General features: G+C 68.3%; 13 protein-coding genes and 1 pseudogene. 7 read left to right on the top strand and 7 right to left on the bottom strand.

The window, feature by feature from the left end; genetic code table 11:
* Positions 1-16: 16 nt before the first annotated feature.
* The 4 genes from BLV94_RS37845 to BLV94_RS37830 all read right to left on the bottom strand — a co-directional run bounded on the left by BLV94_RS37845 (position 17) and on the right by BLV94_RS37830 (position 5,934).
* Complete coding sequence (locus BLV94_RS37845; RefSeq protein WP_072940260.1) at positions 17-1,198, bottom strand: thiolase family protein; 1,182 nt, start codon at positions 1,196-1,198, stop codon at positions 17-19.
* A gap of 93 nt (positions 1,199-1,291) precedes the next feature.
* A complete protein-coding gene (locus BLV94_RS37840) occupies positions 1,292-2,848 on the bottom strand; it encodes a GMC family oxidoreductase (RefSeq protein ID WP_072940258.1) in 1,557 nt (518 codons plus the stop codon).
* A complete protein-coding gene (locus tag BLV94_RS37835) occupies positions 2,845-4,404 on the bottom strand; it encodes an APC family permease (protein WP_072940255.1) in 1,560 nt (519 codons plus the stop codon). Before BLV94_RS37835 ends, BLV94_RS37840 begins: the two co-directional genes overlap by 4 nt.
* 27 nt (positions 4,405-4,431) lie before the next feature.
* Complete coding sequence (locus BLV94_RS37830) at positions 4,432-5,934, bottom strand: aldehyde dehydrogenase family protein (protein WP_072940252.1); 1,503 nt, start codon at positions 5,932-5,934, stop codon at positions 4,432-4,434.
* Positions 5,935-6,160: 226 nt separating this feature from the next.
* Between BLV94_RS37830 and BLV94_RS37825 the strand changes: the two genes are divergently transcribed.
* On the top strand, positions 6,161-7,108 hold the full coding sequence (locus BLV94_RS37825) for an aldo/keto reductase (RefSeq protein ID WP_072940250.1): 948 nt from the start codon (positions 6,161-6,163) through the stop codon (positions 7,106-7,108).
* 2 nt (positions 7,109-7,110) lie between these two features.
* Here the strand turns inward: BLV94_RS37825 and BLV94_RS37820 are convergent, their stop codons facing one another.
* Positions 7,111-8,028 (bottom strand): tyrosine-protein phosphatase, encoded by a 918-nt coding sequence (locus BLV94_RS37820; protein WP_072940247.1) that lies wholly within the window; start codon positions 8,026-8,028, stop codon positions 7,111-7,113.
* A 224-nt stretch (positions 8,029-8,252) separates the two neighbouring features.
* Here BLV94_RS37820 and BLV94_RS37815 point away from each other — a divergent pair, with 224 nt between their 5' ends.
* Genes BLV94_RS37815 through BLV94_RS37800 form a run of 4 tightly spaced genes read left to right on the top strand, consistent with a single transcriptional unit; the run spans position 8,253 to position 11,158 of the window.
* Positions 8,253-9,029: an SDR family oxidoreductase gene (locus tag BLV94_RS37815; RefSeq protein ID WP_072940244.1), complete on the top strand. Its 777-nt coding sequence runs from the start codon at positions 8,253-8,255 to the stop codon at positions 9,027-9,029.
* A 34-nt stretch (positions 9,030-9,063) separates the two neighbouring features.
* The gene (locus BLV94_RS37810) at positions 9,064-9,855 is read left to right on the top strand and encodes an SDR family NAD(P)-dependent oxidoreductase (protein ID WP_072940241.1); all 792 of its coding nucleotides are present in this window, start codon (positions 9,064-9,066) and stop codon (positions 9,853-9,855) included.
* A 45-nt stretch (positions 9,856-9,900) separates the two neighbouring features.
* Positions 9,901-10,713, top strand: a complete 813-nt coding sequence (locus tag BLV94_RS37805; RefSeq protein ID WP_072940238.1) for an SDR family NAD(P)-dependent oxidoreductase — start codon at positions 9,901-9,903, stop codon at positions 10,711-10,713.
* Between the two features lie 34 nt (positions 10,714-10,747).
* Positions 10,748-11,158: a hypothetical protein gene (locus BLV94_RS37800; protein WP_072940235.1), complete on the top strand. Its 411-nt coding sequence runs from the start codon at positions 10,748-10,750 to the stop codon at positions 11,156-11,158.
* 6 nt (positions 11,159-11,164) lie between these two features.
* Here the strand turns inward: BLV94_RS37800 and BLV94_RS37795 are convergent, their stop codons facing one another.
* Entirely contained in the window at positions 11,165-11,776 is a 612-nt protein-coding gene (locus BLV94_RS37795; RefSeq protein ID WP_072940232.1) for a maleylpyruvate isomerase family mycothiol-dependent enzyme, read from the bottom strand.
* Between the two features lie 126 nt (positions 11,777-11,902).
* Here BLV94_RS37795 and BLV94_RS37790 point away from each other — a divergent pair.
* Positions 11,903-13,107, top strand: a pseudogene (locus BLV94_RS37790) (HNH endonuclease).
* 23 nt (positions 13,108-13,130) lie between these two features.
* On the opposite strand, the gene BLV94_RS37785 reads toward BLV94_RS37790, so the two are convergent.
* Complete coding sequence (locus BLV94_RS37785) at positions 13,131-14,306, bottom strand: hypothetical protein (RefSeq protein WP_072940450.1); 1,176 nt, start codon at positions 14,304-14,306, stop codon at positions 13,131-13,133.
* 95 nt (positions 14,307-14,401) lie between these two features.
* Here BLV94_RS37785 and BLV94_RS50065 point away from each other — a divergent pair, with 95 nt between their 5' ends.
* Entirely contained in the window at positions 14,402-15,061 is a 660-nt protein-coding gene (locus BLV94_RS50065; RefSeq protein ID WP_174705475.1) for a hypothetical protein, read from the top strand.

The following is a 15,061-nucleotide window of genomic DNA, read 5'->3' as shown; positions in this document are numbered from 1 at the left end:
CCACTCACATGCGGGGTCAGATGCGCTTGAAGAGGGCGGCGAGGGCCTGGCCGCCGCCGATGCACATGGTGACGATGCCGAGTTCGAGGTCGCGGCGCACCATGTCCTTCGCGATCCGCAGACTCAGGATCGCCCCGGTCGCCCCGACCGGGTGACCCAACGCGATCGCCCCACCGTACGGGTTGGTCTTCTCCGGGCTGAGCTTCGCGTCCCGGATCACCGCGACCGCCTGCGACGCGAACGCCTCGTTCAACTCGATCACATCGATATCACCGGGGGTGGTGCCGGTCTGCTCGAACAGATTCTGCAACGCCAGCACGGGGGCGTATCCCATCAGCGCGGGGTCCATCGCCGCCGTCGCGACCGCCTCCAGCGTCACCAGCCCGGTCAGGCCCTTCTCCCGGGCGGCGGACTCGGTGGCCAGCACCAGCGCCGCGGCGCCGTCGTTGATCCCTGACGCGTTGCCGGCGGTCACCGAACCGCCCTCCTCGAACGCCGGCCGCAGCTTCGCCAGGGTTTCGAGGGTGGTGTCGGGCTTGGGATGCTCGTCGACGTCGACCGTCTTGGGACGCCGGCCCCCGATCTGCACCGGGGTGATCTCCTCCGCGAACGCCGCCCGCGCGGCGTCGGTGGCGGCGCGGCGCTGGGATTCGACGGCGAACTCGTCCTGCTGCTCCCGGCTGACGTCGTACGTGCGGGCCACGGCCTCGGCGGTGCGGCCCATATGCACCCCACCGAACGGGTCGGTCAGAATCGCGACCGTGCCGTCCACCAGTGCGCGGTCACCGAGCTTGTACCCGGAGCGCGCCGAGAAGTCGTAGAACGGCATCCGCGACATGCTCTCGTCGCCGCCGGCGAGGGCGAAGTTCACCCCACCCCACCGCATCTGCTGCGCCGCCGACCACACCGCCTGCAGACCGGACCCGCACAACCGGTTGACGGTATACGCCGGCGTCTTCTCCGGAAGTCCGGCGGCCAGCGCGACGCGGCGGGCGTTGTAGGCGTCCGGCCCGACCTGACCGATGCAGCCCATCACCACCTCGTCGATGTCGCCGCCCGGCACCCCGGCACGCTCCAGTGCGGCCTTGACGGCGGTGGCACCCAGTTCGTGGGCGGGCACGTCCTTGAACGCGCCCCCGAAGCTGCCGATCGGGGTCCTCGCGCCGTCGACGACGACGATCGGTTCGGGAGAATTCATGACGTGCCCTTCCGTCTCTCTGCCAGTACGGGGAGATAGTAGGACTTCAAAGTACCTGGCGGTTCACGCAGGGCCTCCCGCACGTCACCTGGGTCAGCGTCCGCGAATCAGATCGGCGCACTTCTCGGCCATCGTCATGACCGTGATGTTGGGGTTGACGTACGGCAGTTTCGGCATGGCGGACGCATCCACCACCCGCAGATTGCGCACCCCCTTCACCCGCAACTCCGGGTCGAGGACGGCCGCCGGGTCGGTGGCCGCACCCATCCGGGCGGTCCCGGCGGGGTGATACACCGTGTTGTGGGTGCGGTGCGCATAGTCGATCAGTTCGTCGTCGGTCTCCGCCTCCGGCCCGGGAGCCAGTTCCCTCCTGATCCAGCCCCGGAGCGGTTCCTGCTCGGCGATGCGGCGCGCCAGCCGGAACCCGGCGAGCATCACGGCCTCGTCGTGACCGTCGGGGTCGGTGAAATACCGGGGGTCCACTCGCGGACGATCCCGGAAGTCGCGGGAGCGGAGCCGCACCGTTCCGCGGGAGAGTCCCTGCGTGACGTTCGGGGTGAGGCAGAAACCGTTGTCCGTGGTGGGATAGCCCCATCGAAGGGTGTTCATGTCGAACGGCACGCTGCCGTAGTGCATCATCAGGTCCGGATGATTGAGCCCCTCCTCGGTGGTGGCGAACAGTCCGATCTCCCACCACTGCGTCGACTCGGTGACCATCGGCCGGGACGCCTCCCAGAACACGAGGCCCTCGACGTGATCGTCGAGGTTCTGCCCCACGCCGGGGGCGTCGACCCGGACGTGCACGCCCATCTCACGCAGGTGCACCGTGGGCCCGATACCCGAGAGCATCAGCAACTTTGGGGTGTCGATGGCCCCGGCGGTGACGATCACCTCGCGGCGCGCCGAGACGGTGTCGTACCCGGTGAGGTCGGGACGCTGGTAGCGCACCCCGGTCGCCGCCATCTCATCGTCGATGACGATCTCGGCGACCCAGCAGTCGGTGCGCACGTCGAGGTTGGGCCGGGACCCGAGAATCGGGTGCAGGTAGGCGTGCGACGTCGACATGCGGGTGCCGTCCTCGGACGCGTTGATCTGGAACCACCCCGCGCCGTCGAGGACGCTCGTGCCGCGGTTGAACTGCACGGTCGGCAGCCCGACCTTCGCCGCAGCCTCGAGCAGGGCGACGCCGCAGGGGTCCTTCGGGGGGACGTCACGCAACCGCACGGGACCGCTGCGGCCGTGCTGGTCGCCGGGGGCGTCGTTGTTCTCCACCCGCGCGACGAGCGGTAACACGTCCTTTGCGCCCCAGCCCGTCGCACCGGCTTCCGCCCAGTCGTCGAGCGTCTCGGCGGGTGGCCAGAACGCGATACACGAATTGTGCGACGAGCAGCCGCCGAGCACCTTGGCCCTGGCGTGCCGCATGAAGCTGTTGCCCCGCTCCTGCGGCTCGACCGGGTAGTCCCAGTCGTATCCGGAGTCCAGCAGGTGCATCCACTGCGACAACTCGAGGATGTTGCGGTCACCGACGTCGGACGGCCCCGCCTCCACGAGGCACACGGTCACCGACGGGTCCTCGCTGAGGCGGGCGGCGAGCACGCATCCCGCGGTTCCTCCGCCGGCGATCACGTAGTCGAACACGGTGTCCGTCATGGCAGTTCACTCTCCGCCTCGTCCTTCGTCGTCGCCGCGTGCGAGGCGAGGCAGCCGATGTGGTTGCGGCCCTTCACCGCGTACCAGAGGAGGCCGAGCCCGAGGATGATGCCGATGTAGACGAACGCACCCCACGTGTTGTACCAGGGGGTTCCGTAGACCTCGGGGCGTGGCCACGCCAGGTTGAGCGCCATTCCCACGCCCCACAGCACGGCGAAGATGTTCACCGGAAGCCCCCAGCGGCCCATCGTGAAGTAGCCGCTCTCGGCGAGTTCCTTCGGCGGCCACTGCCCCTGCAGTCGTTTCTTCAGCAGCGGACCGGTGACCATGAGGTACGCCAGGTAGATCATGATGATCGCGATCGACGTCAGCACCGTGAAGATCTGCGGCTGACCGATGTTGATGACGAGGATGAACGCCGCGAGCAGACCGATCACGATGGCCGGGACCACCGGCGTCTGATGCTTCGGGTTGACGTGGGCCAGGCGCTCCCCGAAGGGCAGGGCGTTGTCGCGGGCCATCGCGAACGTGAGCCGGATGGCCGCGGCGTGCACGGCGAGCGAACACACGGTTACCGCGACGACGATGCAGACCAGGAAGATCTTGCCGAGCGGTCCCCACATCACCTGCTCGACGATGTACTGCAGACCACCCTCGCTGCTGCCGATCAGCGGATCGTCGAGGTCGGGGGCCGCCATGACGGCGAACACCAGGATCGCCCCGCCGATCACGAAGGACGCGAGGATCGCCCGCAGGATCGCCTTGGGTGCCGTCCGCCGCGGGTCGACGGTTTCCTCGCCGAGCGAACTCGCGGTGTCGAAGCCGTACATCACGTACCCGGACGCGAGGGATGCCACGAGGAAGACGGTCAGATACCCGCCGGCCTCCCCGGCGCCGTACCCGTGGGTGGAGAAGAACACCTCCGGGCCGCGGGTGATGTTGGCGGCGAGGATGACGGCAATGAGGACCGCGGCGATCAATTCGACGAACACGCCGGTGCTGTTGATGAGGGCCATCAGCTTGACGCCGAATGCGTTGACCGCCGTGGTGAACGCGATCATGATGGTGCCGAGAATGACGGCGTTGGTCGCGAAGTCGTACTCACCGCTGCCGTCGCCGACGATCTGGAAACCGCTCCACAACCGCGGCAGGTTGAGTTGCAGCGCAAGCACGACCGCGGAGAGGGTCACGATCGACGCGGTGAGCATCAGCCAGCCCGACGACCAGCCCACGATCCTGCTGCCGAGCAGCTTGGCCCAGTTGTAGACCGAGCCGGCGACGGGATACTTGGCCGCGAGTTCCATGAAGCACAGGGCGACGGCCATCTGCCCGACGAACACCATCGGCCACGACCACAGATACGCCGGCCCCGCCGTGCCGAACCCGAAATAGAACAACTGGAACGTGCCGGTGAGAATCGAGATGTAGCTGACTCCCGCCGCGAAACTGGCGAACTTGCCCAGACTGCGGTCCAATTCTTGTTTGTACCCGAGTTCGCCGAGTCCACTGTCCCCCGGCTCATCTCCGTCACCCACTGCTCCGTGCCGAGTAGCCATCGTTCTCTCGCCTCTCCGTGCGCCGGACTAGCCGTTGTCGAACCACCCCGCCGCCGTGGGCGAGGTGTTGTGCCAGATGTGTTTGGTCTCCTGGTATTCCGCCAGACCGGCGGGGCCGAGTTCGCGCCCGTTCCCCGACATCTTGAAGCCGCCCCACTCGGCGGCCGCGGTGTAGTAGCCGAAGTCGTTGAGCCACACCGTTCCGTGGCGCAGGCCCCGCACCATGCGCTCGCCCCGGGCGCTGTCGGCGGTCCGGACGCCCGCGGCGAGGCCGTACTCGGTGTCGTTGCCCAGTCGCAGCGCCTCCTCTTCGGTGGTGAAACGCTCGACGGTGAGGATCGGCCCGAACGTCTCCTCTTGCACGAGGCGCATGGTGCGGTCGCAGTGGTCGAAGATGGTGGGCAGGTAGAAACTCCCGTTCGCCAACGCGGGATCCGACGGCCGGGCTCCCCCGGTCACCAGCCGGGCGCCCTCGGAGCGTCCGAGTTCCACGTACTTTTCGACCTTCTCCCGGTGGGCCTCGGATACCAGCGGACCCGTTCGGCTCGCCGGGTCGAGACCGTTGCCCATCCGGATCTTCTCCGCCCGGGCGGCGAGCGCGGCCACGAACCGGTCGGCGATGGATTCCTCGATGATCAGGCGGGTTCCCGCCGAGCACACCTGACCGGAGTGCAGGAACACTCCTGTGAGCACCTGGTCGACGGAGTCGTCTCCGTCGGCGTCGGCGAAGACGATGTGCGGATTCTTGCCACCGAGTTCCACGGCCACCTTGGTGACGTTCTTCGCCGCGGTCTCGAGGATGACGCGTCCGGTGGCCAGCCCGCCGGTGAAAGAGATGAAGTCGACGTCGGGGGTTCCCGTGAGGGCGGCGCCCAGGACGGCGCCGCTGCCCTGCACGAGGTTCACCACCCCGGCCGGAACACCGGCTTCGGCGATCAGCGCGGTGAACGCGATGGTGCTGAGCGGGGTCACCTCGCTCGGTTTGAGGACCATCGTGCACCCGGCCGCCAGTGCGGGCGCCACCTTCCACGAGATCTGCAGGAGAGGGTAGTTCCACGGTGCGATGAGCACGCACACACCGATCGGCTCGCGCACCACCCGGCTGATCACGTCGGGACGGCCGACGTCCACCAGACGGTCCGCCTCGACCGCGGCGAGTTGCGCGTAGTACCGGAACACCGACACCACGTCGTCGATGTCGATCCTGCTCTCCTCCAATGTCTTTCCGGTATCGAGCGTCTCGATGCGCGCCAAGGTCTCCTTGTCGCGTTCGAGCAGATCGGCGATCCGCGCGACGATGGCGGTGCGCTCGGCGACCGGCGTGTGCGGCCAGGTGCCCTCGTCGAACGCGGCGCGGGCCGCGGCGACAGCGCGGGCGGCGTCGTCCGGGGAGGCTTCGTCGACGGTGGCGACCACCGACCCGTCGGCCGGATTGATGCAGTCCCGGGTCTCGCCGGAGCTGGAGCGGATCCACCGCCCGTCGACGAACAGGCCCGTGTTCAGAAGGTCATCGATCGACTGGTCCCGCATCACTCAACTCCGTGTCTCGCCGGAACGAACGCACCCCCTCCACGGTATGCCGTCGGAGTCGCGGTGGGCGGGGTTCGCCCGACACATGTCCGATTCGCCTGGGAATCCGCGACCGGGAAGGGTGTGTCCGGTAGCCGGACGCGCGTGCGCCTAGCGGCTGCGATAGCGTCGTCAGGCGAACTCTTCGCACATTCCCGGACAGGACACACCTAGAAACGGAGCACCCGTGGTCGCGATCGGCAACTCGGATCTGGACATCTTTCCCCTGGCCCTCGGTGGCAACACCTTCGGCTGGACCAGTGACGAACCGACATCGTTCGACATCCTCGACGCGTTCGCCGCGGGCGGCGGCAACTTCGTCGACACGGCGGACTCGTACTCGGCGTTCGCCGACGGCAACTCCGGCGGCGAGTCCGAGACCGTCCTCGGCAATTGGATGGCGTCCCGCCGCAACCGGGACCACATCGTGATCGCCACCAAGGTCAGCCAGCACCCGGAGTTCAAGGGACTGGCCCCCGCCAACGTGCGGGCAGCGGCGGAGGCGTCCCTGAAGCGGCTGCACACCGACTACATCGACGTGTACTACGCACACTTCGACGACGCCGACACGCCCCTCGTGGACACCCTCGGCGCATTCGACAAACTGGTCCGCGACGGACTCGTCCGGCATGTCGCCATCTCCAACTACTCACCCGAGCGCATCCGCGAGTGGCTGTCGCTGACTGCCGAGCACGGTTTCGCCGCGCCGATCGCGCTGCAGCCGCATTACAACCTGGTGCACCGCCACGACTACGAGCCCGAGGTGGCCGCGATCGCCACCGAGAACGGCCTCGGCGTCTTCCCGTACTACTCGCTCGCGGCGGGTTTCCTCGCGGGCAAGTACCGCACCCAGGCCGACCTGGACGGTCAGCCTCGCCAGCGGATGGCCACCCGCTACTTCTCCGAGTCCGGCCTCGCCGTCGTCGACGCCCTGGCCGAGATCGCCGAAACGCACTCCGCCGAGATCTCCACCATCGCGCTCGCGTGGCTCCTCACCCGGCCCGGCATCACCGCACCGATCGCGAGCGCGAGCCGCCTCGAACAGCTTCCCGCCCTGCTCGACGCCCCGACCGTGACGCTGACCGCGTCCGAGATCAGCCGGCTCACGACCCTCTCGGACGCGATCGGGGCCTGACCTCAGCCCAGCAGCTTGCTCCGGAGCCGGTCGACCGTCGCCGAACTCAGACCCAGCCCGTCGGTGAGGTACCGGTCGACCGTGCCGTACTGCTCCGCGAGCCGGCCGAGCCCGGCCTCGAGGTAGCTGCGGTCCACACCCAGCAGCGGCTGGTAGATCTTCGCCACCGCCTCGCCGCGGCTGGCGGCGATCTGGTCGTACGTGACCTTCATCGACGCCGCGGTGTATTCGTTGGTGAGCAGATAGTCGTCGAAGATCGTGTCCTGCGAAACGCCGGCGATGGAGAGCAGCAGCGCGGACGCCCAGCCGGTGCGATCCTTGCCCGCGGTGCAGTGGAAGATCTGCGGTCCGTCGGTGTCGGCCAGTGACGTCAGGAGTTGCGCGAACCCGGCCCGGGTCGCCGCGTCGTCGACGAAGCTGCGGTTCATCTGCTGCATGAACGCGACGGCGTCGGCGGGCGACTTCAACTGCGCGACAGCGGCACCCAGGTCACCCGACAGGATCGGGATACCCTGATACCGCGGCCCGGCCGGGAGCCGGTCGGGTTTCGCCGCCACCTCTTCGACGGTCCGCACGTCGTACACCGCGGTCAGCCCGAGCCCGGTGAGGACGGCGAGATCCTGATCGCTCGGAACCAGCGCGTTCGAACGGTAGAACAGCCCCCGCGTGACGTGTCCCCCGCGGGGGGTCGCATACCCCCGGCCCGATCCCCCGACGTCGCGGAAGTTGTCGACCGACGCCAGTCGCGGCGTCTCGACGACCGGGCCCGCGCTCCCGAAATCGGACGAACCGAAATCCGGGAGGCTGATTCCGGGCAGCGAGAACGGGTCCGCCGACGCGAGCGCCGGCGCGCCGAGGCCCGCGAACAGGACGCTGCCGGTGATCAGCACCGCGGCGGTGGAAGTGACACGTCGAGACATGGGAAGCCTTTCGATGGTCTGTCGGGGAGATCCGCTCATCCGGCATGTCCGGAACGTCAGCGGGTAATCCACATCACAGTGGTCCGGCGTTTCCCGTGGCTACGAGTTGTTCCGATCACCGGGAGAACCCGTTTCCCGCGGAGGCCGACCACAGCAGACTCGGGCCGTCGGCAGCCGAGGTGCCCGACGAACGTGACTTTTCGACGACGAGGATGTGAGCTGAGATGACCGAGACCGCACAGCAACTGGCGGGGAAGGTTGTGATCGTGACCGGGGCGGCGCGGGGGCTCGGCGCAGCCTTCGCCCAGCGCATCGTCGACGAGGGCGGCAGCGTCGTCGTCGGTGACGTCCTCGACGACGACGGCCGCGCGACGGTCGACAAGCTGGGTGACCGGGCGCGGTACTGCCACCTCGACGTCACCGACCCGCAGCAGTGGCAGGCCGCGGTCGACGTGGCGACGAGCGACTTCGGACGCGTCGACGGCCTCGTCAACAATGCGGGCATCTCCACCGGCCAGTACATCGAGCACGAACCGCTCGAACACTTCCGGACGGTCCTCGACATCAACCTGACCGGCGTGTTCAACGGCCTGCAGGCCGTCATCGGCCCGATGCGCGCCGCCGGCGGCGGATCGATCGTCAACATCTCCTCGGCCGCCGGGCTGATGGGACTCGCCCTGACCGCCGGCTACGGCGCATCCAAGTGGGGCGTGCGCGGGCTCACGAAGATCGCCGCCGTGGAACTGGGCACCGACCGGATCCGCGTCAACTCCGTCCACCCCGGCATGACGTACACCCCGATGACCGCGGGTCTCGGAATCCAGCAGGGCGAGGGCAACTACCCGAACACCCCCATGGCAAGGGTCGGGGTACCCGAGGAGATCGCCGGCGCCGTCGGATTCCTGCTGTCCGACGCGGCCACGTACGTCACCGGGGCCGAACTGGCCGTCGACGGCGGCTGGACCGCCGGACCGACCGTGAAATATGTCATGGGCCAATGACATCGAATTCGGAACCACACGAGGAGCACAGACGATGAATCGATTCGACAACCGGCGGATCCTGGTGACCGGCGCTGCGTCGGGTATCGGCCAGGCCACCGCCCTCCGCCTGCTCGAGGAAGGCGGCACCGTCGTGGCAGCCGACGTCTCCGAGGACGGCCTCGCGCGGACGACGGAACTCGCCGAAGCGGCAGGCACGGCGGGGCGCCTCAGCGTCGCCGCCATCGACATCGGCGACGAGACGTCCGTCGTCGACGGTGTGAGCCGCAGCGTCGAGAACCTGGGCGGATTGGACGTGCTCGTGAACGCCGCGGGCATCCTCCGCGCCTCACACACCCACGAGACGCCCTTGGACCTGTGGAATCAGGTGATCGGGATCAACCTCACCGGCACCTTCCTCATGGTTCGCGAATGCTTGCCCGCGCTGCTGCGCAACGAGCGCAGCGTGGTCGTGAACTTCAGTTCCACGTCCGCCGCGTTCGCGCATCCCTACATGGCCGCGTACGCCGCGAGCAAGGGCGGCATCCAGTCGTTCACCCACGCGCTGGCCCTCGAATACGGCAAGCAGGGCCTGCGCGCAGTCGGTGTCGCCCCCGGCAGCATCAAGACCGGAATCACCGATGCCACCTCCGGATACGTGCCGTCCGACGCCGATTGGGGCCTGTTCTCCAAGCTGTCACCGATCCTCCCCACCACCCTGGAATCGGGTGGCGCGGCCATGGGCGGACCCGAGCAGGTCGCCGGAGTCGTCGCCATGCTCGCCTCCGACGACGGCGCGTTCGTCACCGGAACCGAGATCCGCATCGACGGCGGCACCCACGCCTGAGCGGTGAACCCTTGCGCCGGCGACGGCGGCACGTAGGTTGGACGCATGAGCCTCCCCACTCCTGCCGCCGATCGCACCGCGCTCGTCACCGGAGCCTCGTCCGGGATCGGCACGGCCCTCAGCCGTGAACTCAGCCGACGCGGCCATCAGGTGGTGCTCGTCGCCCGCCGGGCCGAGAAGTTGGAGGAATTGGCCACCGAACTGCGGGCCGCGGGCGGCCGGGCGCACGTGCTGGGCGCCGACCTCTCCGACCGCTCGACCCGGGCGACCCTGCTCGACCGGGTCGGCGAACTCGGACTGACCCTGGACATCCTCGTGAACAACGCCGGCCTGTCCACGCTCGGCCCGGTGGCCGCATCCGATCCGGACGCCGAGATGAACATGATCGAGGTCGACGTGACGGCCGTCGCCGACCTGTGCAGCCGCGCCCTGCCCGGCATGGTGCACCGGCGCCGGGGAGCGATTCTCAACGTCGCGTCCACCGGGGCGTTCCAACCGCTGCCCGGCCAGGCGGGGTACGGCGCCTGCAAGGCGTTCGTCCTCTCCTACACCGAAAGTCTGACCGGGGAATTGAAAGGCACCGGGGTCACCGCGACCGCACTCTGCCCCGGACCCGTGGACACCGGATTCGGCGAGACGGCAGGTTTCGCGAAGGAGGACGCGGAGGCCGCGCTGCCCAGCTTCATGTGGGAGAGCCCCGAATCCGTGGCCAAGACCGGTATCGACGGACTCGACAAGGGACAGATGGTCGCCATCCCCGGTTTCGCGAACCGGGCGGCGTCCGTCTTCGCACGCCTCGCGCCGAACAAGTTCCTCGTTCCCGTCCTCGCCAGCCGTCATCCCGGTTTGCGGCCGTAGGCGCCGCCCGTCGGTTTACTGTGGGCTGGTGGAGATGACTACCGCTACGCGCCGATTCGCCCAGATCACCGCGACCGTGGCTGTCGCCACCGCCGCCGTTCTCGGGTGCGCCGGTGTGGCCGCCGCCGACGAATGGCCGCCGATACCCACCGAGCCCAGTCCACTCGCGCCGTTCGACAACCAGAACTTCCTCACCCCGACCGATCTCGACTACTGGAATCCGTTCGTCAGCGCGAACCGCCTCACGTCGCCGTTCGGGACCGCCAACCGCATCGTCTGCACCGGATTCCACGGCGTGCTGCTCGATTGCTGGCAAGCCGACCAGAACGGGCAACCCCACAAACTCGTCAAACTGTCCCTGGACTTCCCCGGGTCGCTCGGCGCCTCGCTCCCCGGCGGAGGTCCCGGGCACTTCGTCTACCCGGGTTTCATTCCGGGCAGCTGAGACCGACTACAACGGGTCGCCCTCGACCCGTCCGGCCGGAAGCGTCCGGCCACAGATCGTGAGAGCGAGATCCTCTCCCGCTCCGCGCAATTCGGCACCCGACCCGTACGACCAGCCGAGGTCCGTGGCCCGCAGTCGGCGACCCTCGATGTCGACACCGAAATTCGAGTGCCCACCGCCCGCCGTGAGGTCGTTGAGGACGATGCGGATCGTCGCCTCGGGTACGCGTCGCGGCACCCCCAGCGGCACCGTGACGTCGAGGCCGTGGATCACCACATGGTTGAGCGCGCCGTGATAGCCGCCGCCCGGCGGAGTCCACGCGCGCATGGTGTCCGAACGCAGGTCGGCGACAAGATCAGACGTTGCCAATTCGGCGTCACTACGGGCGATCTCGTTGGACAGCCGGGTGAAATCGAACTCGCACTCGCGCAGGCGCGTCATGAACTGCTCCTCGGAGTAGCGCGCCGCCATCGTGACATGTGCGACCACTTCGCGAATCCGCCAGCCCTCGCACAGCGAAGGCGTGTCCCATTCCGCCTCCGAGATCCCGTCGAGGACGTCGGCCAGGGCCGAGAACTCGTTCGCGACCGCACGCTGCAGGACGGCATCATCGGTCATCGCAGTCAGCTCCCATCAGATGTGTTCTCCAGGATCACCGTAGACCGAAACCGCCGAGTATTGCGCCAGTCGAACATGATTGATAAAGTCGAACGTATATTCGAATGACCTCGGGGGAGGCTGGTCGTGGGGGATGTGGTGGCACCGGATCTGGAGGAGTTGCGGGCGTTCACGGCGCGGCTTCGTGTGGTTTCTGCGAGTGGTGATCCCGGGTTGGGGATCGAGTGGATCGACGCGGTGGAGTCGTTGAAGTCAGTGGGGTGCGCGGTGCAGGCGGTCGTCACCGACGATGTCGCCACGTGCATGCGGGAGGACCGCAAGGCCCGGCGGTTGCCGCGGGCGGAGTGGGACCGCGGTATCGGGTCACAGATTGCGTTGGCGCGCAGGGAGTCCCCGAACCGCGGCGGCCGGCATCTGGGGTTCGCTCGGGCGGTGGTGGATCGCCGGTTGTGTTCGGACCCGGACATTCTCGACGGCGTCGGGGACCGCGGCCTGGTCGCGAAGGCGAAGGCGCTCGCCGTGGAACTGGATGCGGCCGCGGTCGTGGCCCGGTACCGCAAGACGGTCTCGGAGCGGCGGGTCACGACGCGGCCGGCGCCGGATTCGATGGCGTATCTGAGTGTGCTGATGCCGATGGAACAGGCCGTGTGCCTACACGCCACATTGGGGCGGGGTGCGGACAGCCTCATCGCGACCGGGGACAGCGGTGGCCGCACCCGCAACCAGCTGATGGTGGACCTGTTGTTCGACCGCGGCACCGGGGCATCGGTCACCAATGGTGTGCCGGTGGCGGTGAACCTGGTGATCTCCGACGAAGCACTGCTGGCGGGTGAGAACGAGGCGGCGGATCTGGCGGGGTTCGGGCCGGTGCCGGCGGGGATCGCCCGGAAACTGGTCGCCGACGCCCTTGATAGCGATACCGCGGTGACCTTACGAAACGTGTACTCGTGCCCGGTGTCGGGGTCGTTGACGGCGATGGAGTCGCAGGCGCGGACGTTCCCGAAAAGCCTTGCGAAGTTGATCGATCTCCGTGACCGCACGTGCCGCACCCCGTGGTGTGATGCGCCGATCCGCCATCACGATCACATTCTCTCGCGCCGCAAGAAGGGGGCCACCACCGCACATAATGGGGGTTGTGCGCGGCGTGCAATTACGCGAAGGAGGGCGACGGCTGGACCGCGCGCCCCGTCAGGAGGCATGGCCGAACGCATCTCTTCGACCTCGGCACTCCGACGGGGCACCATTACCGGTCCGCGGCCCCGCGATTGCCGTCCGCGGCGCGGCGGTCGGAGATCGAAGCGATCCTCATCGCACACCTCCGTGCGTCATGAGGTGGTGGAGGTTAGCCCTTCGGTCATCCTCGTCCCCCCGACCACGATGTGAGTTCGGCGATGTCTCCGTGCAGGGCCGACTGGTACGTGAGCATCAGCTCCTCCACGCCGCCGAACTGGTCTCCGACGTTGTGGGTGTTCTCCGCCGACAATTCGCGGTCGCCGGAGCGTGCGATGAGTTCGTCGATGCGGCTGTCGAGGCTCATCGCCCGGTTGACGGCCAGCACGGACCGCAGCTGCACCTCGGCCCGGGACAGCAGGTCGCCGATCCTGGCGAGTGCGGCGACGCGGTCGACCAGTTGATCCCATACCGGCTTCAGCGCGTTGCTCCTGGCCTCGATCTGTTGACGCGCGCCGTCGGAATGGGTGGCGCGCAGCGCGTCGTCGAGTTCGATCCGGATTCCGCGCAGCGCGACGGTGTCGACGGCGATCTGGGTCAGTTCCTCGGCGAGGTCGAGTTGGTACCGCTGGATCGCGAAGTGCTCCGAATGCCAGACCGGGGAGCCGTCAATCCTGTCGAAGAGCATCCCCGCCAGGTAGAGCAGGGTGTCGTACGAGTCGGCGAATCTGTCGTTCTCGAGATCGGCGCCCTTGCCGATGGCGTCGGCGACACGTCGCCCGACCGCGGCCATCGGGGTGTTCTCCGCTGCGTGGACGAGGCGTTCCGCCGCGGTGCCTCGGGCGTAGTTGCCCGCGCGTTCGAGCGCGGTTCCGGCAATCGGCGCCGGTGTGCGTTGCAGCGCCCGGAACAGCGCCTCACGCTGATCGAGATCGAGATGGACCCCCTCGCGCCGATCCCGGCGCATCGCTCGGACACCGTTCCCGTAATGGGCGGGCGACATCACCACCGCAGACCGATAGGACTGCAGTTTGCGGCCGAGTTCGGTCGCACGGTATTTGAACAGCAGCTGCGCAGGTCCGGGACGCAGGCTGTCGGTGCGGCGCCCCATCTGGTGGTATTCGTCCGTGAGCAGACGCAGCGCTCCGAAGCCGCCGATCGACGGAATGGTGCGACCCGCGCGACGCCGGTTGGTGAGCACCTGCCGGGTGGGCGGATCGAGATGTCCGACAGCGATCAGTACGGCGGCGGCGTCCGACAGCGGGGCATGCGTGCCCGCGATCGTGGACCGTTCACACCAGTCGCGGACCTGGAAGGAGATGCGGGCACGACGCTCCTCGTACTGGGCGCTTTCCGACATCGGACCTCCTGGCAGTTCGCTGATCACCACTGTCCCAGAATTTCGTCGGACGCGCCGCGACCGATCGAGACGGGCGCGGTTCTAGGCTCTCCACCATGACCTACACGGTGCGTGCGGTACTTCTGTTCGCGGCGGTGGCAATGGTGGCAGGGGTAGCCGGTTGCGCCCGCTCCGTCGACGGCTCCCCCGAGACCGGCGCCGTCGCGGGGCCCGCGACCACATCCGCAACCACATCGGCTGTGACGACCGCCCCGAAGACCACCACCACCACCACGAGGTCCACAACGGGCACCACCACCGCAAGCGCACCCCCGTCGACGACCAAGACCACGACGAGCACCCCGGCCCCGGCCGACCCGCAGGCTTTCGCCGGCACCGCGGCGGGGAGTTACTACTTCACTACGCCGAGCACCAAGTTCCACTGCGCGATCCTGACGGGCGGCGACCTCCCGACCGCCGGCTGCCACGGCCCGATGCCGGCGTCGGCGCCGAAGGTCCCGGGCGCGGGTGCGTCCGGGACCGCGGTCACGCCCAACGCGATCGAGGTCACCGGCGGTCGCCCCGGTCAGTTCGCCAGTGCCGGCGACCCGCGGTTCTATCCCCTCGACGGATCGGCCGCCCCCGCACTGTCGTATGGACGTGCGTTGCAGGTGAACGACCTGACGTGTCTCGTCGACGAGGCCGCCGGGGTGACGTGCCGCAGCGACGCCGGTCACGGATTCACGCTCTCGGACAGCGCGTTCCGGGTGTGGTGA

Origin of the sequence: Rhodococcus koreensis, assembly GCF_900105905.1 — a bacterium.
GTDB classification, from domain to species: Bacteria; Actinomycetota; Actinomycetes; order Mycobacteriales; family Mycobacteriaceae; genus Rhodococcus_F; species Rhodococcus_F koreensis.
This window is presented reverse-complemented; position numbering and strand designations above follow the sequence as displayed.

Coding starts and splice junctions, on each gene's coding strand:
- BLV94_RS37845 (WP_072940260.1), bottom strand. CDS start 1,198: ATGAATTCTCCCGAACCGATCGTCGTCGTCGACGGCGCGAGGACCCCG.
- BLV94_RS37840 (WP_072940258.1), bottom strand. CDS start 2,848: ATGACGGACACCGTGTTCGACTACGTGATCGCCGGCGGAGGAACCGCG.
- BLV94_RS37835 (WP_072940255.1), bottom strand. CDS start 4,404: ATGGCTACTCGGCACGGAGCAGTGGGTGACGGAGATGAGCCGGGGGAC.
- BLV94_RS37830 (WP_072940252.1), bottom strand. CDS start 5,934: ATGCGGGACCAGTCGATCGATGACCTTCTGAACACGGGCCTGTTCGTC.
- BLV94_RS37820 (WP_072940247.1), bottom strand. CDS start 8,028: ATGTCTCGACGTGTCACTTCCACCGCCGCGGTGCTGATCACCGGCAGC.
- BLV94_RS37815 (WP_072940244.1), top strand. CDS start 8,253: ATGACCGAGACCGCACAGCAACTGGCGGGGAAGGTTGTGATCGTGACC.
- BLV94_RS37810 (WP_072940241.1), top strand. CDS start 9,064: ATGAATCGATTCGACAACCGGCGGATCCTGGTGACCGGCGCTGCGTCG.
- BLV94_RS37805 (WP_072940238.1), top strand. CDS start 9,901: ATGAGCCTCCCCACTCCTGCCGCCGATCGCACCGCGCTCGTCACCGGA.
- BLV94_RS37800 (WP_072940235.1), top strand. CDS start 10,748: ATGACTACCGCTACGCGCCGATTCGCCCAGATCACCGCGACCGTGGCT.
- BLV94_RS37795 (WP_072940232.1), bottom strand. CDS start 11,776: ATGACCGATGATGCCGTCCTGCAGCGTGCGGTCGCGAACGAGTTCTCG.
- BLV94_RS37785 (WP_072940450.1), bottom strand. CDS start 14,306: ATGTCGGAAAGCGCCCAGTACGAGGAGCGTCGTGCCCGCATCTCCTTC.
- BLV94_RS50065 (WP_174705475.1), top strand. CDS start 14,402: ATGACCTACACGGTGCGTGCGGTACTTCTGTTCGCGGCGGTGGCAATG.